The organism is Ruegeria sp. CE12 (genome assembly GCF_056537525.1).
Window position 1 is genome coordinate 786,006 of the sequence record NZ_JBQFRS010000001.1, and the last position, 20,355, is coordinate 806,360.

General features: G+C 57.6%; 21 protein-coding genes. 12 read left to right on the forward strand and 9 right to left on the reverse strand.

The features are described 5' to 3' along the window. Positions 1-196: 196 nt before the first annotated feature. Entirely contained in the window at positions 197-334 is a 138-nt protein-coding gene (locus ACR0IO_RS03975; protein ID WP_155144945.1) for an entericidin A/B family lipoprotein, read from the forward strand. An 834-nt stretch (positions 335-1,168) separates the two neighbouring features. Next, on the forward strand, positions 1,169-1,585 hold the full coding sequence (locus ACR0IO_RS03980) for a type II toxin-antitoxin system Phd/YefM family antitoxin (protein WP_480739671.1): 417 nt from the start codon (positions 1,169-1,171) through the stop codon (positions 1,583-1,585). A 100-nt stretch (positions 1,586-1,685) separates the two neighbouring features. On the opposite strand, the gene ACR0IO_RS03985 is transcribed toward ACR0IO_RS03980, so the two are convergent. Beyond that, complete coding sequence (locus ACR0IO_RS03985) at positions 1,686-2,135, reverse strand: hypothetical protein (RefSeq protein ID WP_155144949.1); 450 nt, start codon at positions 2,133-2,135, stop codon at positions 1,686-1,688. Positions 2,136-3,016: 881 nt separating this feature from the next. Here ACR0IO_RS03985 and ACR0IO_RS03990 point away from each other — a divergent pair. After that, positions 3,017-4,114, forward strand: a complete 1,098-nt coding sequence (locus ACR0IO_RS03990) for a manganese-dependent inorganic pyrophosphatase (RefSeq protein WP_480739672.1) — start codon at positions 3,017-3,019, stop codon at positions 4,112-4,114. Positions 4,115-4,168: 54 nt separating this feature from the next. Here ACR0IO_RS03990 and lepA read toward each other — a convergent pair whose 3' ends face one another. Together lepA and ACR0IO_RS04000 are read right to left on the reverse strand one after the other, a co-directional pair. Further along, positions 4,169-5,968, reverse strand: a complete 1,800-nt coding sequence (gene lepA / locus ACR0IO_RS03995) for a translation elongation factor 4 (RefSeq protein WP_480739673.1) — start codon at positions 5,966-5,968, stop codon at positions 4,169-4,171. A gap of 138 nt (positions 5,969-6,106) precedes the next feature. Further along, the gene (locus ACR0IO_RS04000; protein WP_480739674.1) at positions 6,107-6,757 is read right to left on the reverse strand and encodes an RNA ligase family protein; all 651 of its coding nucleotides are present in this window, start codon (positions 6,755-6,757) and stop codon (positions 6,107-6,109) included. Between the two features lie 150 nt (positions 6,758-6,907). On the opposite strand from ACR0IO_RS04000, the gene ACR0IO_RS04005 reads away from it, so the two are divergent. Both ACR0IO_RS04005 and ACR0IO_RS04010 read left to right on the forward strand, forming a co-directional pair. Further along, the gene (locus tag ACR0IO_RS04005) at positions 6,908-7,219 is read left to right on the forward strand and encodes a hypothetical protein (RefSeq protein ID WP_480739675.1); all 312 of its coding nucleotides are present in this window, start codon (positions 6,908-6,910) and stop codon (positions 7,217-7,219) included. Positions 7,220-7,285: 66 nt separating this feature from the next. Next, the gene (locus ACR0IO_RS04010; RefSeq protein ID WP_480739676.1) at positions 7,286-8,239 is read left to right on the forward strand and encodes a LysR family transcriptional regulator; all 954 of its coding nucleotides are present in this window, start codon (positions 7,286-7,288) and stop codon (positions 8,237-8,239) included. On the opposite strand, the gene ACR0IO_RS04015 is transcribed toward ACR0IO_RS04010, so the two are convergent. After that, complete coding sequence (locus ACR0IO_RS04015) at positions 8,236-8,679, reverse strand: low molecular weight protein-tyrosine-phosphatase (protein WP_480739677.1); 444 nt, start codon at positions 8,677-8,679, stop codon at positions 8,236-8,238. The two genes, ACR0IO_RS04010 and ACR0IO_RS04015, sit on opposite strands and share 4 nt — an antisense overlap. Before the next feature lie 27 nt (positions 8,680-8,706). On the opposite strand from ACR0IO_RS04015, the gene ACR0IO_RS04020 reads away from it, so the two are divergent. Together ACR0IO_RS04020 and ACR0IO_RS04025 are read left to right on the forward strand one after the other, a co-directional pair. Then, entirely contained in the window at positions 8,707-9,402 is a 696-nt protein-coding gene (locus tag ACR0IO_RS04020) for an NAD-dependent deacylase (protein ID WP_480739678.1), read from the forward strand. A 79-nt stretch (positions 9,403-9,481) separates the two neighbouring features. Then, entirely contained in the window at positions 9,482-10,090 is a 609-nt protein-coding gene (locus ACR0IO_RS04025) for an HdeD family acid-resistance protein (RefSeq protein ID WP_480739679.1), read from the forward strand. A gap of 104 nt (positions 10,091-10,194) precedes the next feature. Here the strand turns inward: ACR0IO_RS04025 and ACR0IO_RS04030 are convergent, their stop codons facing one another. Beyond that, on the reverse strand, positions 10,195-10,668 hold the full coding sequence (locus ACR0IO_RS04030; RefSeq protein ID WP_155144969.1) for a copper chaperone PCu(A)C: 474 nt from the start codon (positions 10,666-10,668) through the stop codon (positions 10,195-10,197). A 41-nt stretch (positions 10,669-10,709) separates the two neighbouring features. After that, positions 10,710-11,051 (reverse strand): hypothetical protein, encoded by a 342-nt coding sequence (locus ACR0IO_RS04035; RefSeq protein WP_209016108.1) that lies wholly within the window; start codon positions 11,049-11,051, stop codon positions 10,710-10,712. A gap of 536 nt (positions 11,052-11,587) precedes the next feature. Between ACR0IO_RS04035 and ACR0IO_RS04040 the strand changes: the two genes are divergently transcribed. After that, positions 11,588-11,998, forward strand: a complete 411-nt coding sequence (locus tag ACR0IO_RS04040; protein WP_480739680.1) for a hypothetical protein — start codon at positions 11,588-11,590, stop codon at positions 11,996-11,998. 72 nt (positions 11,999-12,070) lie between these two features. On the opposite strand, the gene rpmB is transcribed toward ACR0IO_RS04040, so the two are convergent. The 3 genes from rpmB to meaB form a co-directional block, all read right to left on the reverse strand. Then, positions 12,071-12,358, reverse strand: a complete 288-nt coding sequence (gene rpmB / locus ACR0IO_RS04045) for a 50S ribosomal protein L28 (RefSeq protein WP_008756960.1) — start codon at positions 12,356-12,358, stop codon at positions 12,071-12,073. Between the two features lie 230 nt (positions 12,359-12,588). After that, entirely contained in the window at positions 12,589-13,725 is a 1,137-nt protein-coding gene (locus ACR0IO_RS04050) for a Hint domain-containing protein (RefSeq protein WP_480739681.1), read from the reverse strand. A 145-nt stretch (positions 13,726-13,870) separates the two neighbouring features. Then, entirely contained in the window at positions 13,871-14,848 is a 978-nt protein-coding gene (gene meaB / locus ACR0IO_RS04055; RefSeq protein WP_480739785.1) for a methylmalonyl Co-A mutase-associated GTPase MeaB, read from the reverse strand. Positions 14,849-14,931: 83 nt separating this feature from the next. Between meaB and ACR0IO_RS04060 the strand changes: the two genes are divergently transcribed. The 4 genes from ACR0IO_RS04060 to ACR0IO_RS04075 all read left to right on the forward strand — a co-directional run bounded on the left by ACR0IO_RS04060 (position 14,932) and on the right by ACR0IO_RS04075 (position 20,347). Continuing rightward, positions 14,932-15,645: a DUF3108 domain-containing protein gene (locus ACR0IO_RS04060; protein WP_480739682.1), complete on the forward strand. Its 714-nt coding sequence runs from the start codon at positions 14,932-14,934 to the stop codon at positions 15,643-15,645. Positions 15,646-15,687: 42 nt separating this feature from the next. After that, positions 15,688-18,141, forward strand: coding sequence for an ATP-dependent helicase HrpB (gene hrpB / locus ACR0IO_RS04065; protein WP_480739683.1), 2,454 nt, complete (start codon positions 15,688-15,690; stop codon positions 18,139-18,141). A gap of 178 nt (positions 18,142-18,319) precedes the next feature. Further along, complete coding sequence (locus ACR0IO_RS04070) at positions 18,320-18,778, forward strand: NUDIX hydrolase (RefSeq protein ID WP_155144979.1); 459 nt, start codon at positions 18,320-18,322, stop codon at positions 18,776-18,778. A gap of 90 nt (positions 18,779-18,868) precedes the next feature. Next, positions 18,869-20,347 carry an inorganic phosphate transporter gene (locus ACR0IO_RS04075; RefSeq protein WP_480739684.1) on the forward strand — a complete coding sequence of 493 codons (1,479 nt, stop codon included), beginning with the start codon at positions 18,869-18,871 and terminating at the stop codon, positions 20,345-20,347. Positions 20,348-20,355 lie beyond the last annotated feature (8 nt).

Sequence of the window (20,355 nt, forward strand, 5' to 3'; positions counted from 1 at the left end):
AAAACCCCCTGCATTCACACCTTTTGGGTGCGGTATCGATGAGGAGCGTGTCAGTTTGCAGCGCAATGGCACGTCTATTCGGTTCGAGTTTCCAACACCTTCTCAAGATACCAAGGGATCAAAAACGCTCAAAACGCTGGCCCGGGCCTCAGAAAGGTGCTACCGACAAAATGACTGAGTAGCCAAGGAGATACCTATGATCCGCACACTTCTGATTGGTCTGAGCCTGTTTGCCCTCACCGCTTGCGAAACCGCAAAAGGCGCTGGCAAAGATATCGAGAAAGCAGGCGATGCCATCCAGGGCGCAGCGACTGACGTTCAGGAAAATCTCTGACCACTTTCTGCATATTGTGAGAATGCCGCGCACAACCCCAATATATGGTTGATGCAAGGTCTGAGCCGAGCTACAATCAAAATTACAGGTGCATAGACGCGGCATTGCATCATCTGACGCTACTACGGGGTTCTTTTGCGCAAGCGAAAGAACCCCGTTCCCTTTTTCAGGGTGGTGAGTGGTAGCCTGTATGAAACCGGGGTCCGGCAAAAGGAAAAGGCGTCAGGTGCGCAGACGCGGTCTTTGCATGCACCCATACGGATGCCCCTGACGCCTTGCCGGGTCGACACGCCCGAGGGACGTCCCGATCCAGTTGCTCCGATCCCGGGAGGACCGCAGCCGCCACGTTGTACGCGAGGGTACTTCGCAGCACGCATTGACCTTCTGAGAAGTTGATCACCCGGCATGGGTACGAGACCCGACATCGGCTGATCACCCACCGGTAAGCCCTTGCAGTAAAACACAAATCCGTAGGACCTGCCCTCCCTGCTCTGGCCCCCTGGCCTTTGCGTCCCACCGTGGTTCCTAAGAACCTTGGCGGTGATCAGACTGTTGCACCCGCACCCCCGATCCGACAAGAAAATAGCACTGCAGCATGAAAATTAGACGGGGATAACCTGTTGGTATCCACAGGGAAAGCCATGTGGATAACTCCAGAACATGCGAAACTTCGCAGGGTTGAAGGCGGAAAAGTCCGGACATGAAGGATCGACCGGATTTCGGACGCTTTCTGCGCCTGCAAAGGCCCCCGCACGGTCGTTTAGGCAGAAATTGCAGGATTTGTACAAAGCTCAGACCCCAGATCTTTCGAATCGTACAAACGGAGATTCGCCGATGCGCTGCACAATTTCCCACGCCCGCGCCCATCTGGGAGAGCTGGTCACCCGCGCACAGGACCCGCGTCAGGTGATCATTCTGACCCGACATGGCAAACCAATGGCCGCGCTGGTCTCGGTAACCGAGGTCGAGCGGATCTGGCATCTGCAGGACGACGATGAGATCGGTTGGAAACATCCCCTGAGCGGCATTCGCGGAATGTGGTCGCGGGGACGAAACATTCCGGGAATGGAACCGGGGCCGGACGGCAGCTATGTCACCGCGCGCGAAGCCGCGCTGAAGGTCCGCGAAATCCAGATGACCCGTGCCGAGGAACGCCGCATGTTAGCACGTGGCGGTCTGGATCCTGTCGCGGGCGGCGAACTGGCCGCCCGGCCCGTCTCCTCCCTGTGGAGACGATGGTTCCGTTTTTGAGAAGCGTTCCGACCCGCGCGTGGCAACCTACTAACCTCCGCTGCATTCACAATCGCAGCAGCGGTACTTACCCCCTACAATCGCCCGGGCCGGAAACGCTTCAGTTCACCTGACGTTCCAGAACGGTGCTGTAGGTCGTTCCGTTACGCAGGCTACGGAAATCGGCAAAAATCTTGCCATCTTCGTACCGTGCATCGATCAACGCATTCGCGCCGATCACCAGCGGTGAGGTTTCAATGATGCCGATCGAACCCGAGCCATCGAGGCTGATGGTTCCGGTGGCCTCATATTCATTCCATTCGGTATCGCCATCCCGACGCCACTTGCTGGGCCCCCAGAAGACATTGTCTTCCTGCATCTGGACGTCGAGCATCCATTCGGCCTGATTGAAACGGGGCTGATCGCCCTTGTAGTAATGGCTGGGCTGGACGGTCGTGTAAGACCCGACCCATGTGCCGCGCAGGTCCGGTGTAGTATCGGCCAGTGCTGCGGTTCCGAGGGCGAGGGACGTGGCCAGAGCGGCTGCTCCGGCAGTCATGTATCTGGTCATGGGGATCTCCTCCTGAATACGACCCTTTGAGGTTCGAAAGCGAACATCTCTGCTGTGGCCTACAGATTGGGAGGAGGTTGGATGCTTACAAGTTACCTAAGGGAAACTTCATGATTGGTTTAGGTTGGGCTTAAGTAGAAACTCCCGATATTGGGTCAAAAGCCCGCCTACTTCTTTCGTTGCCATCTATAGTAGAAATAGCAAGCACCAATTCCTACAACGACAAATATGCTGTCTGCGAAGTACCAAGGTTCGTAATATGCCCACCGATAGGCAACGGTTGCAACTATCAGAAGGCAGGCGAGGATGAACTCAAATTTGGGATCAGAGGTAAACTTTCTCACAGTAGGTTCGATCCTTACGACTACATTGCGACTGGCTACCCAAAGGTTGAAAAATTGTGGGCTTCTTGGCCGTCTAGAAATTCCACGTCGGTAGATTTCTTCTGACTAGCGTAGTGCAGCGCCCTGACCATATAAGCCGTTTCAGGCAGCGAAGGGTTCGACACAAACTTGAAGATCAGCAAACCCAACCCAAAAAAGACCGCTTGGCCGAACAACACCTGCACTTAGAAAAGCGCGCGATTCAGAAAAATCATCTTAGTTCCAAGTTACTCGATTGGGGTAGTGGAGGGTATTCTGTTTGACGTCCAGAAATACCTTAAAAGCTTTATACAACATCAGACAATGCGCTCGGTTTGGCTTCCTAGCTTCTTAACTGAAGCGCCCAAAACTACCCTTAAGAAATGTTCATGTTGGCTTAATGCGAAGCTTGTGTGGCAAAACTTACGTAACCCTTTGTAACTGATCAAACTTGCCGTGCACAACGCATGTCTCAAACACAGACAGATCTTGCAATCGGTGAACAGACGGAGGTCTCTTATGGAGTTTACGAAAGCGAGCCAATCCTATTCCGGCACACATTCAAAGCCAGTTCTAATCAGTCACATTCGCGCCACCGCAATCGCGGCATCCTGCTTTGCCGCCAGCGCATCATGGGCGCAATCCGACGGGTCGCAAGGGGCCGCTTTGGACCATCTGCAAAGAAATCTGGAAAACGTAGAAGGTCTGGTCTGGACCGGGCATATCAATCCGGACACAGACTCGGTTGGTGCCAGTTTACTTGCAGCCCATATTTATGGAGGGCAACCGGGAGTTCCCGGCCCAGTTAACCCTGAATCCCAGTTCGCAATCGAACAGTGCGGTGCAATTGAACCGGTTGCTATCGATGATTTCTCGGGCATGAGCGTGGGGCTAGTGGACTTCAATCAAAGCACGCAGCTTCCGTCCAGCGTTGACCCTGAAAACATCGTCGCTCTAATCGACCACCACGCGCTTGGTGGATCGCCCGTCAACTTGTCAGAGGCCATCAGCATCGAGATACGACCTTGGGGATCAACAGCAACAATACTAGCCGATCAGGCGCAGATGCTTGGCGTTGAATTTCCCACCTCTCTATCCTGCATTGGGCTGGCCGCAATCCTTTCCGACACCGTCAACCTGACATTGCCAACCACCACGGATTATGATCGCCATTATGTGCAGGAACTGGCACGGCAGGCTGGGATTGATGATGTCGATGCCTTTGCTGAAGACATGCTGCTGGCGAAATCCGACCTGAGCGCGCTGTCGGCTAAAGATATCGTTCTGCTGGATTACAAGGATTTCGTGTATGGCGGTAAGAATGTCGGCATCGGGGTTGCTGAGACTTTAACAGCGCAGCAGTTGATCGACCGCCGGCAAGAACTAAAAACCGCAATCGAAATGCAAAAGAATTCAAGCGGTCTGGACCACCTGGTCTTTGCGATTGTCGATACCCGCGATCAGAAATCCTACATGCTTTGGGGAGATTCCACCGACAAGGACCTTGTTCTTGCCGCGTTCGGCGGAGAGGTCGCGAATGACATGCTAGAAGCAGAGGACGTAGTTTCCCGCAAACGCCAGATTGGGCCGGCGATACAACGTGTAGTCGAGAATTAATCAGGTCGCGAGTGACATTAGATTTCGTAGCCAACCACTTGAAGATGGACAGCCTTAGCTGTCCATCTTCAATGCAGAAATAAACGCCTCCTGCGGGATATCGACCTTCCCGAACTGGCGCATCTTTTTCTTACCCGCCTTCTGCTTGTCCAACAGTTTGCGCTTCCGCGTGGCGTCGCCTCCGTAGCATTTCGCGGTAACGTCCTTGCGCAGCGCCGAGAGGGTCTCGCGGGCGATGACCTTGCCTCCGATGGCGGCCTGGATCGGGATTTTGAACATGTGGCGCGGGATCAGATCCTTGAGCTTTTCGCACATCGCCCGGCCCCGCATCTCGGCCCGGTCGCGGTGAACCATGGTCGACAGCGCGTCGACCGGTTCGTCATTCACCAGCACCGACATCTTAACCAGATTATCCTCGGTATAGCCGGTCATTTGGTAGTCAAACGACGCATAGCCCTTGGTCACCGATTTCAGGCGGTCGTAGAAGTCAAAGACGACCTCGTTCAGCGGCAGGTCATAGACGACCATGGCGCGGCTACCCGCATAGGTCAGGTCCAGCTGAATGCCGCGGCGGTCCTGACACAGTTTCAGCACGTCACCGAGGTATTCGTCAGGCACAAGGATAGTCGCCTTGATGCGCGGCTCCTCGATATGGTCGACTTTGGACGGGTCGGGCATGTCGGCGGGGTTGTGCAGCTCGATCATCTCGCCGTCTTTCATGTAGACGTGATAGATCACCGACGGGGCGGTGGTGATGAGCTCGATATCATATTCGCGTTCGATGCGGTCTCGGATGACTTCTAGGTGCAGCAGGCCTAGGAAGCCGCAACGGAATCCAAAGCCCAGCGCGGCCGAGGTTTCCATTTCAAAGCTGAAGCTGGCGTCGTTGAGCGCCAGTTTATCGATCGCATCCCGCAGGTCTTCGAATTCGGCCGAGTCCACCGGGAAAAGACCACAGAAAACCACCGGCTGCGCGGGTTTGAAGCCGTCCAGCGCGTCTTCGGTCCCGTTGCGGTCATTGGTGATGGTGTCACCAACGCGGGTGTCGCGGACCTGTTTGATCGAAGCGGTCAGGAAGCCGATCTCACCGGGGCCGAGGCTGTCGACCATCTCCATCTCGGGGCGGAAAACGCCAACGCGGTCGACATGGTGCAGGGTGCCGTTCGACATGAACTTGACCCGCATGCCCTTTTTCAGCGTGCCGTCCATGATGCGGACCAGAACGATGACGCCGAGATAGGCGTCGTACCACGAGTCGACCAGCATCGCCTTGAGCGGCGCGTCCAGATTGCCCTGCGGCGCGGGCAGTTGCTGCACGATGGCCTCGAGCGTCTCGTGGATGCCCTGCCCCGTCTTGGCGCTGACCTGAATGGCTTCGGTTGCGTCGATACCGATCACATCCTCAATCTGTTCGGCCACGCGGTCACAATCCGACGCGGGGAGGTCGATCTTGTTCAACACCGGTACGATCTCATGATCAGCGTCGATGGCCTGATACACATTCGCCAGCGTCTGCGCCTCGACCCCTTGGGTGGAGTCGACGACCAGCAGCGAGCCCTCGACCGCGCGCATGGAGCGGCTGACCTCATAGGCAAAGTCCACGTGGCCGGGAGTGTCGATCAGGTTCAGCACGTATTTCTCGCCATTATCGGCGGTATAGTCGATGCGAACCGTGTTGGCCTTGATGGTGATGCCACGCTCGCGCTCGATATCCATGCTGTCGAGCAGCTGTTCCTTCATGTCGCGATCCTTGACCGTTCCGGTCTCCTGGATGAGCCGGTCAGCAAGGGTGGATTTGCCATGGTCGATATGCGCGACGATGGAGAAATTGCGGATATGAGCGAGGTCTGTCATAGCGTCGGGATATGGTTCGAAAACGGGCGCTGGTCAAGGTGGGACCGCACGATCCGAAACCCTTTATTTGTAGGGTTCACCGGACGGGCCAACAATCCGACTTCATGGCCGTTGACATTGAAAGTTACGGCTTAACTGTCAGCGCAGTCCATTCTTCACCAACTGGGCGTTCATCCAATGCGTTTCACTTTGCACGTGGCCCTCACGGACGTATTTGGCCAGATGGGTTGGCATAGCTTCTTCCGCGTACGCTGCGGTGGTTCTTACGACAAATCCTTCTTGTGTCGACATGTCCAGATTGCTGATTACATCAGTGACGGACTTCTCCGAAAACCGTCCCCGAAACAGAACCGGCACAGGTGTGATGCCGAGTTCAGCGAACCGCAACAAGGTTGCGTCCCAAGATTGCACCACATTCCCTTTTATATAGGCAAAACCCAGAAAATACGTTGGCAGCCGGGAATAGGCGATGGAATGCCGGGCAAACAAGTACTCTCCAACAATACGTTCATCCGGTGACAGCAGGGGCGAGATACCTGCTGCGAATGCTTTGATCCAATCACGAGATGGGTGATAACGCGCATCCAAACTCCGTGGGTGACAGCCATCGCAATGAATAGTTGTGTTTTCACCATCCATTTTTTCTGTAAAGACGACTTCTGCTGCGTTGAGCAGAGCAGCAACATCGGACATGATTTTATCATCACTAGTCGCGCCCGGTGACTGGGGCAGATGAAATGTACGACCGTATTTCCGGAGCATTGGTCTTTTCTCAATCAATTGAACCAAATTGTTCGCTGCACCAAACGCGACATTTCAGACTCGTACAATCACTTTTTCGAACCAAGTGATTGATCCGCATCGCAACTTGCACAATACTCTGCCGCAAGCCGAGAGGGGCATCAGACCCGTCCGGGCAGGCAAACACGAGGCTTGAGCATGAAACAGTTCCTCTTAATAGCATTTTGCGCAACGTCGTTGACGGCGGTGGCTACGGTACCAAGCGAGGCTGCACAGATCAAACGGGCGTGTCTGGCATCGGACCGGTCGGCAGCAACACGGTCTCGGTGCAGTTGCATTCAGCGCGTCGCGGACCAGGCCCTGACCCGCAGTGACCAAAGGACCGTGGCCAAGTGGTTCACCGACCCCCATCAGGCGCAAGAGCTTAAGATGTCAAAGACCGCGCGTGATGATGCATTGTGGGATCGGTATCAGGCCTTTGGCCAGATGGCACAGGCGATCTGCAGCTAACCCATTCTGAATACTTGACCTGACCCCCGCTGCGCCTCAGAAATGGCGCAGCGAAAGGGAAGTTGCATGGTTATGAAAGGGCTGACCCTGCGCGGGCTCGAGGTGTTCGAAGCCTTGGCGCGGACGGGATCGGTGGCGCAGGCCGCCGAGATCACGGGGCTCAGCCAGCCCTCGGTCAGCCAGCAATTGCGCAATCTGGAAAAGGCATTAGGCACCGATCTGGTGGATCACGGTCGGCGACCGATGCGGCTGACGCAGGCCGGGCGCAGCTTTCTGGCCCGGGCCGAGGCGGTTCTGGGCGAGTTGCAATTGGCGCAAAGCGAACTGACCGTCATGGATCTGGGCCATCTGACCACGCTTTCGATCGGCCTGATCGATGATTTCGACAATGACCTGACACCGCGGCTGGCGACTCTGTTGGCCGACAGTCTGACACGGTCGAAATTCAAGCTGATCACTCTGTCTAGTCTCGATCTGTTTCAGGCACTTGAAGAACAGCGTTTGCATCTGGCAGTTTCGGCCCATAGCGGCGAGGTGCTGGAAGGTGTGGTGGAGTACCCGCTGGTTCAGGACCCATTCATTCTGGTGGCCCCCAAAACAGCGGATGACGTTGACGATGCGCTGCAGAACCTGCCATTCCTGCGCTATGCAAGGGAACAGCTGATCAGCCGACAGATCGAAAGCCATCTGGCACGCAATCAGATGGAGTTCGAGGAGCGGTTCGAGATCGGCTCGCATCTGGCCCTGATGGCGATGGTGGCACGTGGTCTGGGCTGGGCCATTACGACGCCGTTGGGATATATGCGCGCGGCGCGCTTTCATGAGGGCCTGACGGCCTACCCTGCCCCGTTTGGCGAAAGCTCACGCATGATCTCACTCTTCACCCAGTCGGACTGGTCCGATCAGGTGCCGCGCGAGGTTGCCGGGATGATGAGGCGCCTGATGCAGAGCCAGATCATAGATCCGGCAGTCGCGCAATTGCCCTGGCTGAGCGGGCAGCTGAAGGTGATTGAGGACTAGCTCTGCAAATGGGCGTTCAGGCCCGCGACTGTCTCTTCGATCAGATCCAGCGCCCCGTCGAAATCCCGTGTGTAGTACGGGTCAGGCACGTGGTCGGCACCGGCCTGAGGTGCGAAATCAGTCAGCAGCCGCACAGGGGTTTCATTGCCGAACGGGCGCAGCGCCTCGATATCCGAGATATTGTTGGCATCCATCCCGATGATCAGATCAAACCGATCAAAGTCAGCGGCGGTGAACTGGCGGGCGCGCAAGTCCGAGATGTCCAGCCCGCGGGCACGCGCGGCCTCTTGCATCGGGCCATAGGGCGGATCCCCGATATGCCAGCCCGAGGTTCCCGCACTGTCAGTTTCGAATTGCGGTGCGCGGGCGCGAAAGACGCCCTCGGCAGCGGGTGAACGGCAGATATTGCCCAGACAGACAAAGAGGATACGGTGGGTCATGGGCATGGTTTATCGCGCGGAGGTGAAATGGAAAAGATCGTCATTCTGACCGGAGCCGGAATTTCGGCGGAAAGCGGTCTGGGTACTTTCCGCGATGAGGGTGGCCTGTGGGCGCAACACCGGATCGAGGATGTCGCCACGCCCGAGGGTTTTACGCGCGATCCGGCACTGGTGCACGCTTTTTACAATGCCCGTCGGGTACAGGCTGCAAAGGCAGAGCCAAACGCCGCTCATGTCGCGTTGGCACGCCTGCAACAGGACTGGCCGGGTGAGGTCATTATAGTCACCCAGAACGTGGATGGCCTGCACGAAGCCGGAGGTGCCAGTGATGTAATCCACATGCACGGTATTCTGGCCGGGGCGCTTTGTGCTGCGTGCGGACACCGATGGACTGCCCCTCCGGAAATGGCTGTAGGCGAGCCCTGCCCGGCTTGCGCCGCACCAACCGCCCGGCCGGACGTGGTGTGGTTTGGTGAGATGCCCTATCGCATGGACGAAATTTATGACCATCTGGCCGAAGCATCCATCTTTGCCGCGATCGGCACATCGGGTCAGGTTTACCCAGCGGCAGCCTTTGTGCATGAGGCAATCGCATCCGGCGCGCGCACCATCGAGCTGAATCTGGAACCGTCTGCAGGTGTGTCCAGCTTTGACGAAACCCGCTTTGGTCCGGCAACCGAAACTGTTCCACAATGGGTCGCCAAGCTGCTGGGTCGCCGATAGAAGCGGCCCCTCGCGAAGGTAGAAGACATTTCACCAATTTCTCGTTTATGCTGAGAACTCAACAAGCTGGGGGAGACCCATGACTGAAAACGAAACCCAAGACGGCGAAATCGTCGATGATGGCAGCATGGCGGGCCGGGATGCGCTCAGCGAAAATCTGGCCAATCTGTGGTGGACCTTCCTGTTGCGCGGGATATTGGCGGCTCTGGTCGGGATTGCGGCGCTGTTCTGGCCCACGGGCAGCATTTCGTTGCTGTTGCGTCTGGTTGGTGCCCTTCTGGTTCTGGACGGTGCGCTTACACTGATGGGCTTTGGTCGCCGGGGGCTTGTCGGGGGTATCGGGATCGGTGCAGTTCTGATCGGACTGGTGCTGCTGATCTGGCCGGAAGGTGTTGCCAGGATCACATTTTTCCTGCTGGGCGCCTGGGCGCTTATCATCGGGATCGGCTCACTTATCGCGATTGGACAAATGCATACCTCGGACCCGGAACGCGCGACCGTGCGGAATTCAGGCATCGTGGCGCTTATCATCGGGCTGGTACTGATGTTCTGGCCGGGAAGCGGGCTCGTCGCACTGGGTTGGGCGATTGCGTTCTCGGCGTTGGCCTTTGCTGCGGTCATGTTCTTCATGGCTGCGCGTTTCAAGTCAGCTGGAGACCGTGTTGGAATGCGCGTCATCAACCGCTAGACAGCCCCGATCTGACACCTACACATCCAGACGAAAACAGGCCGGGCATTGCCCGGCCTGACGCATGAATAGAGCCGCATTGCGGCCTGAAGACAGGCGTTGCCTCAGTTCGAATGCCCGCCGTGGGCACCGCTGTCCTGACGCTCGAGATCGACGGGGATCTCAACCTCGATTTCACCAGCGTTTTCAAAGACCAGAGTCACCGGAACCATCGCACCCTGTTCAAAAGGCTGCGACAGCCCCATGAACATGACGTGGTCACCGCCACGCTGCAGCATGTGCGTTTCACCTGCCGGAATGGCAAAGCCTTCTTCGACATGCATCATCTTCGCGACGCCGTTGTCGTCGATCATGTGAGTATGAAGCTCAACACGACCGGCAGCATCGGACGACACACCAATCAGACGATCATCGGTGTCGCCAGTGTTTTCGATCATCATGAAAGCTGCGCCCGCCTTGGCTGTTTTCCCCGAAGACCGGGCATAGGCGTCGCCGATTTTGATCGTTTCTTCAGCAAAAGCGGCGGTGGCAAGTGTTGCAGAGGCCAGCGCGGCGAGCAGAGTGGATTTGAAGGTCATTTGCCTTCTCCTTTTGAATTGTCTGACAGATTGAGAGGAGTTCAGACAGAAAAGGGAGGTGCCCGAGCAGGTTGTGAAGGCCGCGGCGCGGCGATCAGGCTTTCAACCCGATGCGCGGGAGAAGGCAGTACCCGATCCGGAGCCTCAGGTAGCCCGGGTTGTGCAACCGCAATAGCGCCCAGCAAAGTCAGAGCAAATTCAGGACAGAAATGAGGCGGTTTGGTCGGCTGGCCGTTTTCGTCCATGTAGACGACAACAGGGCCTTCGCCCGTGCACAGAACCATCTGCCCGACGGCAGCATCCACACCACGTGACGCTGCAACGCTCTGCCCGGTCAGAACCAAAAGCAAAGACAATACAAAAGGCAGTGATTTCCGAAGCATCGATACCATTTCGACCAATGGTATAGGCCCAGGCCAGACGGGGCTTCAAGTGCAATCGGCGTGCTGAGACAGTTTGGCCAACCGCGCCGTATTCCCCGTCTGGTTATTCAGTATCCGGCAGATTTTGTTACCGGTTATCAAGGCCCGATCTGTTGGTCGGATCTATCGTCATACTTGTATGCAGCCGATTTACCCTTCGCTGGATAACGGTGCAGGTTCTGACTGCCTCGACCAAAATTTTCGAGGGAATTGCCAGAATTTCAGTAAGTCTTACAGGCATGAATATGGCCTCCGATTCTGAATAAGATTAGACATAATTCAAATTCAGCATATCGTATGTGAACAATATCACTGTAGCACCCCTTATTATTCACAGTTTGGAATAATTCACCCTGATCCACCAACTTTGGATTTATGCCAGACTGGCTGGCAGTGACGCCGAAATCAGCTAAGTCATGGCCATGAAACCTATCGATTCAAGCGACATTCAATTTGTACGATTGCCTGAGATTTCCCAGGACAGAATCATGAAGCACATGTCTGATCCTCGCGTGGCGACACATCTGCCACTGATGACATCGCCCTGGGATTCAGCTCAGGTGCAGAGCTTTGTCACAGCCAAAGAAATGTACTGGAAACGCGACGGATTGGGGCACTGGGCTATCCTTCACAGGCGGGACTATGTCGGCTGGGGCGGATTCCAACGAGAAGGCAAAGACTGGGATTACGGGCTGGTTCTGACTGCAGATTCGTTTGGGCTGGGGAATGCCATCACACGAAAGGCACTGGAATTTGCCCGTAATGATCCGCGCATATCCTCGGTAACCTTTCTGCTGCCACCAACCCGGCGCAATCTGGGCGCCCTGCGGCGGCTTGGTGCCGTTTCCGAGGGTATGGTCACATATGATGATGCCGGGTTTCAGAAATTCAGGCTGCAGACCCCCTGAAGACCGATACGTACAAAGAAAAACCCCTGCTCCATCAGGAACAGGGGTTCGAAATTTCGCTGTGAAAAAGCGTTATGCCGAAGCTTGTGCTTTGGCGATTTCTTTTTTCACTTTCAGTGCGTTCGCGGACAGTTCATCATCCTTGGCTTTCGCCAGGAACGCGTCCAGACCACCACGGTGGTCAACCGAGCGCAGAGCAGCTGCCGAGATGCGCAGCTTGACGCCACGACCCAGTGTTTCCGACTGCAGTGTAACGTCGTTCAGGTTGGGCAGGAAACGACGACGAGTTCTGTTTTTGGCGTGGCTGACATTGTTGCCAGTCATCGGGCCTTTTCCGGTCAGTTCGCAACGGCGCGACATGGTTTCTTCCTTTGTTTCTGGTGGCCGGGCATAACGCCCTCGGCCAAATCACAAGGGGCGCAACCCGAAGTCGCGCCCGAAAACTGGTTGGATGCGTGTAGTGGGAATCGCACGGAGGGTCAAGACGGGCGGGGCGAAATCTTTTGCCGGGATTTCAGATTCCCTGCCGTCGGCTTAGTTCTACATAACCGAGAACACATGAAGCAAGGCTATGAGCGTACCAAATGCCCTCAGATCGCCTGCAACAGCGGCTTGTTGTTCTTCAGGTGCCGCGCGACCAGCTGCGCCTGCTGGCGATTCTTGGGAATATAGCTGGCCGGATTGGGCGCATAGTTCATCTCGGCCAGTTCCGGGAAGATATCAAAGATCTCACGCCGCGCTTCAGAGCTCAGGGATTTGAGCGCTTCCGGCCCGGTATAAAGGCTCTCGCTAGGGGCGCCTTCGGCAAAGACGATTTCGTGACGATCGAAAAGCAGGTGGAAGTACTCAACACTTTCGACCGTCTCATCGACAAAGATTCCTGGCAGCGCAATCAGCTTGATCGCCGGGATCAGCACATCGGACGCTCCGAACATACGTTCGGCAATCTTGGACTGCACCAGCATCCTGTGCTGGCGCGACACCAGCAAGTCACGTTCTGGCAAACCACCGCCCAGCGCCCCGGCAAGGATACGAACCGGGCGGCGCTTGGCATTATCTTCAAGCGAACCGGTGTCAAAGCGGCGGCGACCGATCCAACGGAGGGGTTGCATCCCATGACCTTTGGTCGGGACCATATCGCCGGTGCGCAGATCCTGCACGCGAACCGGACCGCGTTCTGATAAGATCAGAGTATCACGGGTAAAGCAGACAAAGCCGGTACCTGTTTCAAAGGTGCTGTAGGTAACGGTGATCCCTGATGGCAGGGTAAAGGTGCCCCCGGAAAGGGAATAGCTGGTTCCGGCGACAACCGTGAAGGTGCCAAATGTGCTGTCATTGACTACCGTGCCTTCGGGTAGGTTAAGTACATCGGTTCCATTACCACCCCGAACATCTCCGGACACGTTTGTGCTGCTGAAATTGAGGGTATCGTTGCCACGTCCCAACCGGATGTTGCCGATACTTGAGCCCTGAACATTGACTGTATCGTCATCCCGCCCCGCATTGAGTTGCCCGCCAATGGAACTGTCGGAAACAGTTATGTCATCATTTCCGGCATTGCCACGAACGCTGCCTGAAATGGTGCTGTTGGTCACATTGATCTGGTCGGCCCCGCCACGGGCCCGAATATCATCAATCGGCGTCCCCTGCGGGGTACCGTTCAGTGTCCCGTTGTCATCGGTGACATCAATATTGTCAGCGCCATTTGTCCCGGTGATGTTGGGCATTGTCGGCAGTTTCCGTTAGCATCGGCTGCGCTCAAACCACCCGAGCAAACGCAATTAACCGGGCAATCTGAGCAACCAAAAATTGAACACATATACAGAATACATGTTTCTGAGCGAACGAACTACCTCTGACAGTCGTGCGAATTCAATCTGTTGCGAGGATGCTCAGCATGTGATCCGCAGCGGCAGACGGGCTGAGGTTGCCTGAACCGACCTCGGTGCCAAGGCGATCCATCTCGGCACGGGCAGCTGGCGTTTCCAGTCTGGCTAGCAGGGCATGGCGCACCTCCTGATCAAACCAGAACCGAGCCTGAGTGGCGCGATTTGCATCCCAATGACCATTGTTGCGGCGCCACTCGATCAAGGCCTGCATCTCTTCCCACGCCTGTTCCAGCCCATGTTCCTCAACCGCTGAAACGGTCATGGCCTTGGGAAAACTCTCAGGATCCTGTGGCCGCTTGCGCAACAGACGCAGTGCCCCGGCATAGTCGGCGCAGGTGCGGGTCGCCGTGGCCTTCAGATCACCGTCGGCCTTGTTCACAAGGATCATGTCGGCCATTTCCATGATACCACGCTTGACCCCTTGCAGCTCATCCCCGCCCGCGGGTGCCAGTAGCAACAGGAACAGGTCGGACATTTCGGACACAACGGTTTCAGACTGCCCCACGCCCACAGTTTCTATCAGCACCACGTCAAATCCCGCGGCCTCGCACAGCGCGATGGCCTCGCGCGTGCGACGGGCGACGCCGCCCAGATGGCTTTGGCTGGGGGAAGGGCGGATAAAGGCGTTCTTCTCGCGGCTCAGACGCTCCATCCGGGTTTTGTCACCGAGGATCGAGCCGCCCGAGCGGGCCGAACTGGGATCGACAGCCAGAACCGCGACGCGCAGCCCCTGCCCTGTCAGCATCATGCCAAAGCTCTCGATAAACGTGGATTTACCCACGCCTGGGGTTCCTGAAAGACCAATCCGCAGCGACTGGCGGCCACTGCCCGCCAATTGGTCAAGTAACTGCGCAGCCTGTTCGCGGTGATCGGCGCGTTTACTTTCGACCAGCGTGATCGCTCGGGCCAGTGCCCGCCGATCCCCGTTCAAAATCCTGTCACCCTGGCTGTCTATGTGCATACTGCCCCCAATCTTAACGGCATGACTACTTGCCGCCCCCAGAACCGATTTGTCCAGCCCGGACCGACGAGGAATTTTATCCAATGTCATTTGTTTTAATACGTGTGTTTCCGTTGATACTCGCCATGCTTCCGATTGCCGGTCTTGCAGAGGTCAATCAGAGCCAGTTTGCGTTGCGCGCCCTTGGGGTAAAGGTGGGCGAAATGGCCTTGAGTTCCGATATCAACCAGACGCGCTACGCCGTGACAGGCCGGTTGGGAACAACGGGGCTTGCGGGCACAATCAAGCGGGTGCGCTTTATTCTGGAGGTCACCGGCCGACGCAAAGGCGCGCAGTTTCAGCCCAAAAGATATGTCGAGGACATGGACACCGGTCAGCGGGAATCGCGGGTACGGCTGGACTATTCCCGAGGGATTGCGCGCGCGAGTGGGCCGAAGGTTGGCGAAGTCAGCGATCATTCCGTGACCGATGCACAGCAACGCGGGGCTGTCGATCCTCTGACGGCGATCTTCATGGTTTTGCGTGATCAGCGCGAGGCCGAGCTGTGTACTTTGCGCCAGAAGATCTTTGACGGCGAACGGCTCACTGAAATCGCCCTGACACGGCGCAGCAATTCCGGTGATATGGTGCAGTGCAGCGGGTACTTCACGCGGGTTGCCGGATATCCACCCGGTGATCTGCGGCAGGGCAGCCGCTTTCCGGTTCTGGTAACCTACGCGCGTTCAGGTGACATCATGCGGGCAATGCGGGTCGAGGCGAAGACGATCTATGGCCCTGCCGTTGTCGTGCGAAAGTAGCCTTCGCTGGACGCCACAGGCGTGATCACCGATAAGGGCCGAATGACGACACGCCTGCCCATTGATGACGCCACTCCCGAATTGCTGGACGCCCTGCGCAGCCATGGCCGCGCGGTACTGCAGGCCCCGCCGGGCGCGGGCAAAACCACGCGGGTTCCGCTGGAAATGCTGCAGGCCGGTCTGTGCGAGGGCAAGATCGTGATGCTGGAGCCGCGCAGACTGGCGGCGCGCGCGGCGGCCGAACGGATGGCCGAAACCTTGGGAGAGCGCGCGGGCGAGACAGTCGGTTATCGCGTGAGGGGTGAGGCAAAGGTTTCCAAGTCCACGCGCATCGAGGTTGTGACCGAGGGAATTCTGACCCGAATGCTGCAGTCAGATCCGGACTTGCCGGGTGTCGGCGCAGTGATCTTTGATGAATTCCACGAACGATCGCTGAACGCGGATCTGGGTCTGGCCTTGTGCCTTGAGGTGGCCGGTGCGCTGCGGGACGATCTGATCCTGCTGGCGATGTCGGCCACACTGGATGCCGAACCGGTGGGGAAGTTGATGAATGCCCCTCTGGTGACCTCGGAAGGACGCAGCTATCCGGTTGAGACGCGCTGGCTTGACCGACCGCTGGGCATACAGGCGCGGCGGCTGGATGCGCTGGTTGATCTGGTGGTTCAGGCCGAGCGCGAGACGCGCAACATTGGCGGGGGCATACTGGTGTTTCTGCCCGGAGAGGGTGAGATACGGCGGGCTGAGACGGCCCTGACCGGGCGATTGCCCGATGGATGCGCGGTGCGCCCGCTATTCGGCGCCCTGCCCTTTGCCGCCCAGCGCGTAGCGATTGCGCCTGCCAAAGATGGGCGCAAGGTGGTGCTGGCGACTTCGATTGCCGAAACCTCGCTGACAATTCCTGACATCCGTGTGGTTGTGGATATGGGACAGGCCCGGCGCGCCAGGTTCGATCCGGGGTCCGGCATGTCGCGGCTAGTGACCGAACGGGTGACACGGGCCGAAGCAACCCAGCGCGCCGGACGCGCCGGGCGCGTGGCCGAGGGGCTGTGCTATCGGCTGTGGTCCAAGGGTGAGGAAGGCGCGATGGCGGCGTTTCCTCCGGCCGAGATCGAAGCCGCGGACCTGACCGGGCTGGCTCTGGAGTTGGCTCTGTGGGGTGCCGATGCGGGTGATCTGGCCTTTCTGACCGCCCCGCCCGAAGGCTCGATGGCCGAGGCGCGATCGCTGCTGGGCATGCTGGGGGCGCTGGATGACAAAGGTAGAATTTCGGATCATGGGCGGGCATTGGCTGCGCTGCCCTTGCACCCACGACTGGGCCATATGCTGGTTACAGCTGGCACGGATGCAGCGCAGCTGGCTGCCCTGATGGCCGAGCGGGATCCGCTAAAGGGCGCGCCTGTGGATCTGAACCTGAGGCTGGAAGCGGTTCGGGACATGCGCGCCTTTCGGAAAAACCGGCCATGGCAGGCCAACCCCGCAGTTGTGGATCGGATCAAGCAGGAATCCAAGCGACTGAAAGCACAAGCTGGACAGGTACGGAACGATCTCAGCCCGGCCTCCATGGCCGCGCTGGCTTATCCGGATCGCATTGGCCAGCGCCGCAAGGGGGATGTTCCGCGTTTCGTGTTGTCCGGTGGAAAAGGTGTCGTGATGGACAGCGGCGATACGTTGGCCGGAGCGCCCTATCTGGTGGCGCTCGACACTGATGGTAATCCGCGAGAGGCGAGATTGCGGATGGCCGTACAAATCCCGGAAAGTGAAATTCGTGACCTGTTCGCCGATCAGATCGAATGGGTCGAAAGCTGTGAATGGTCCAAACGCGAACGCAGGGTGATCGCGCGCAGGCAACAGCGGTTCGGAGCGATCACGCTGGATGATCGCATCTGGAAAGACGTGCCGGATGAAGCGATAGCGCGGGCCATGCTGGATGGTGTACGGGATTTGGGCCTGAGGCTGGACGGCGCTGCTGCGCGTCTGGCCGCGCGGGTCGAACTGATGCGAGCCGATGGGATAGAACTGCCCGATTTCTCGATTGAAGGCTTAACGTCAGAGCTTGAGGACTGGCTGCTGCCGATGCTGTCCGGTGTCCGCAATGCAGAGGACTGGAAACGGTTCGACCTGTTGCCAGCATTGCAGACTCGCTTGAGCTGGGAGCAGATGCAGGAGCTCGATCGTCGGGCTCCGGCCTCTTTCGTGACCCCGCTGGGGCGCAAGCTGCCGATTGATTACGGCAAGGCCGTGCCCGAAATCTCGGTTCGGTTGCAGGAGCTGTTTGGTGTGTCCAAACACCCTGTGGTCGGCGGTGAGCCTCTTAAAATCACCTTGCTTTCACCAGCGCAGCGGCCCATTCAGATAACCCGCGACCTGCCCGGTTTCTGGGCAGGTTCTTACGCGGATGTGCGCAAGGATATGCGGGCGCAGTACCCCAAACACCCCTGGCCCGAAGACCCAACTCAGGCAGACCCGACATTGCGGGCCAAACGCAGACGCGACTGACACGGGCTGAAAAGCCCACCCACAACACACTTTAGACGTGGGATTTTCCCACATATTTGAATATATGTAACAAAATTCGGGCGAAAAACTGCGATTTCCAACACGAAACTTGAGAAATACGTTGTTCATTGTTATGTGACATGAACTTTGGAACATACGCGTGAACTGACGACAGATTATGGCGAAAAAGCTGCGTAAAATATGGGATGAGGTCGCAAGACCGCTATTCCTGCGCCCCCGGCGGGTGCAGTTTGCAGCTTTGTGCACGCGAAAAGCCGGGGATCGTGACGATGTTCTGCTGATCACCAGCCGGGACACCGGGCGCTGGATCATCCCCAAAGGCTGGCCAATTGACGGTCTGGATGGATCGGAAACAGCCCTGCAAGAGGCCTGGGAAGAGGCCGGTGTTCGGGTCGCCGATGCGGAAAAAGAGCCGATGGGTCACTACACCTACGACAAAGTGCTCAAGGATGGGACGGCTGAACCGGTTCTGACCAGCGTCTATCACGTTCGTGTCGCCGAGTTGTCCGACAAATATCCCGAGGCGCATCAGCGCGAGCGGGTCTGGGTTTCTCCTGACGTTGCGGCCGAACGGGTTCAGGAGCCGGAGCTGCGTGATCTGCTGCTTCAGATGTAACAGCATCACTACAATTTTATGACATCGCACTTGCTCCCGGCCGCATAACCATATAGCGCGCTGGCGCCGAAACAACTGACCCGCAGACCGATGTCCGATACACAAACCAAATCCCGCTGGCAGGCTCTGGACCGCGATCTTCAGCGCATCACAAGCGTTGAACGCGCTAACGCCTATGTGGCACGTCCGATGCTAGCGCCTGGTATTGCGCTGGCCTTTATTGCTCTGGCTGGGTTGTCAGCCGCTGTGCTGTTCGGGCATGCCGACGGCAGCATGATCGTTATCGCCGCCGCCGCATTCGGCGCCTATATGGCGATCAATATCGGCGCAAATGATGTGGCCAACAACATGGGCCCGGCAGTGGGGGCGAATGCGCTGACCATGGCCGGAGCGATCGCGATTGCCGCCGTTGCGGAAAGCGCGGGCGCGTTGCTGGCAGGTGGAGACGTGGTTTCGACCATCTCAAAGGGCATTATCGACCCGATGTCGGTTCAGAACAGCGAAGTCTTCATCTGGGCGATGATGGCGGCACTGATCTCTTCTGCGATGTGGGTCAATCTGGCGACTTGGATCGGTGCACCGGTATCGACAACCCATTCGGTAGTCGGTGGAGTTATGGGCGCGGGTATCGCAGCAGCCGGCTTTAGCGCGGTCAGTTGGGGAACCATGAGCGCGATTGCGGCCAGCTGGGTCATATCACCGGTTTTGGGCGGCGTAATCGCAGCCCTGTTTCTGGCGTTGATCAAGGCCAAAATCCAGTATCAGGACGACAAGATCGCCGCTGCACGCCGCTGGGTTCCGATCCTTGTGGCCGTTATGGCAGGGGCGTTTGCCACCTATCTGGCGGTCAAGGGCCTGAAGCGGATCGTGAAAGTTGATCTGGAAATCGCGATCCTGATCGGTTTTGCATCGGGCGCATTGGCCTGGGCCATTACCGTGCCATGGGTTCGGCGCAAGTCAGAAGGGCTGGAGAACCGCACCCGATCCCTGAAAACCCTGTTTGGCCTGCCGCTGGTGATCTCGGCCACATTCCTGAGTTTTGCGCATGGCGCCAATGATGTGGCCAACGCGGTTGGTCCGCTTGCCGCCATCGTCCATGTGGCCGAATTCGGTGATTTCGCCGCCAAGGTGGCGATCCCGACATGGGTCATGATCATCGGCGCCTTCGGCATTTCCTTTGGCCTGTTCCTGTTCGGACCCAAGCTGATCCGGATGGTCGGCAGTCAGATCACCAAGCTGAACCCGATGCGAGCCTTCTGTGTGGCTTTGTCAGCAGCTATTACCGTGATCGTTGCCAGCTGGCTGGGGCTGCCCGTCAGCTCGACCCATATCGCTGTGGGTGCGGTCTTTGGCGTTGGTTTCTATCGCGAATGGCACGCCGATCAGCGTTGGAAAAAGTCGAACCGTCAGCGCCCGGCTGACCTGCGGCTGGCCCGCGAAGAACACCAGAGGCGCAAGCTGGTCCGGCGGTCTCACTTCATGACTATTGTCGCGGCCTGGGTGATCACAGTTCCGGCAGCGGCAGTCATGTCAGCTGCGATCTTCTGGTTGCTGACGGCATTCACCTAAACAATCGG

Coding starts and splice junctions, on each gene's coding strand:
- ACR0IO_RS03975 (WP_155144945.1), top strand. CDS start 197: ATGATCCGCACACTTCTGATTGGTCTGAGCCTGTTTGCCCTCACCGCT.
- ACR0IO_RS03980 (WP_480739671.1), top strand. CDS start 1,169: ATGCGCTGCACAATTTCCCACGCCCGCGCCCATCTGGGAGAGCTGGTC.
- ACR0IO_RS03985 (WP_155144949.1), bottom strand. CDS start 2,135: ATGACCAGATACATGACTGCCGGAGCAGCCGCTCTGGCCACGTCCCTC.
- ACR0IO_RS03990 (WP_480739672.1), top strand. CDS start 3,017: ATGGAGTTTACGAAAGCGAGCCAATCCTATTCCGGCACACATTCAAAG.
- lepA (WP_480739673.1), bottom strand. CDS start 5,968: ATGACAGACCTCGCTCATATCCGCAATTTCTCCATCGTCGCGCATATC.
- ACR0IO_RS04005 (WP_480739675.1), top strand. CDS start 6,908: ATGAAACAGTTCCTCTTAATAGCATTTTGCGCAACGTCGTTGACGGCG.
- ACR0IO_RS04010 (WP_480739676.1), top strand. CDS start 7,286: ATGGTTATGAAAGGGCTGACCCTGCGCGGGCTCGAGGTGTTCGAAGCC.
- ACR0IO_RS04015 (WP_480739677.1), bottom strand. CDS start 8,679: ATGACCCACCGTATCCTCTTTGTCTGTCTGGGCAATATCTGCCGTTCA.
- ACR0IO_RS04020 (WP_480739678.1), top strand. CDS start 8,707: ATGGAAAAGATCGTCATTCTGACCGGAGCCGGAATTTCGGCGGAAAGC.
- ACR0IO_RS04025 (WP_480739679.1), top strand. CDS start 9,482: ATGACTGAAAACGAAACCCAAGACGGCGAAATCGTCGATGATGGCAGC.
- ACR0IO_RS04030 (WP_155144969.1), bottom strand. CDS start 10,668: ATGACCTTCAAATCCACTCTGCTCGCCGCGCTGGCCTCTGCAACACTT.
- ACR0IO_RS04035 (WP_209016108.1), bottom strand. CDS start 11,051: ATGCTTCGGAAATCACTGCCTTTTGTATTGTCTTTGCTTTTGGTTCTG.
- ACR0IO_RS04040 (WP_480739680.1), top strand. CDS start 11,588: ATGTCTGATCCTCGCGTGGCGACACATCTGCCACTGATGACATCGCCC.
- rpmB (WP_008756960.1), bottom strand. CDS start 12,358: ATGTCGCGCCGTTGCGAACTGACCGGAAAAGGCCCGATGACTGGCAAC.
- ACR0IO_RS04050 (WP_480739681.1), bottom strand. CDS start 13,725: ATGCCCAACATCACCGGGACAAATGGCGCTGACAATATTGATGTCACC.
- meaB (WP_480739785.1), bottom strand. CDS start 14,848: ATGCACATAGACAGCCAGGGTGACAGGATTTTGAACGGGGATCGGCGG.
- ACR0IO_RS04060 (WP_480739682.1), top strand. CDS start 14,932: ATGTCATTTGTTTTAATACGTGTGTTTCCGTTGATACTCGCCATGCTT.
- hrpB (WP_480739683.1), top strand. CDS start 15,688: ATGACGACACGCCTGCCCATTGATGACGCCACTCCCGAATTGCTGGAC.
- ACR0IO_RS04070 (WP_155144979.1), top strand. CDS start 18,320: ATGGCGAAAAAGCTGCGTAAAATATGGGATGAGGTCGCAAGACCGCTA.
- ACR0IO_RS04075 (WP_480739684.1), top strand. CDS start 18,869: ATGTCCGATACACAAACCAAATCCCGCTGGCAGGCTCTGGACCGCGAT.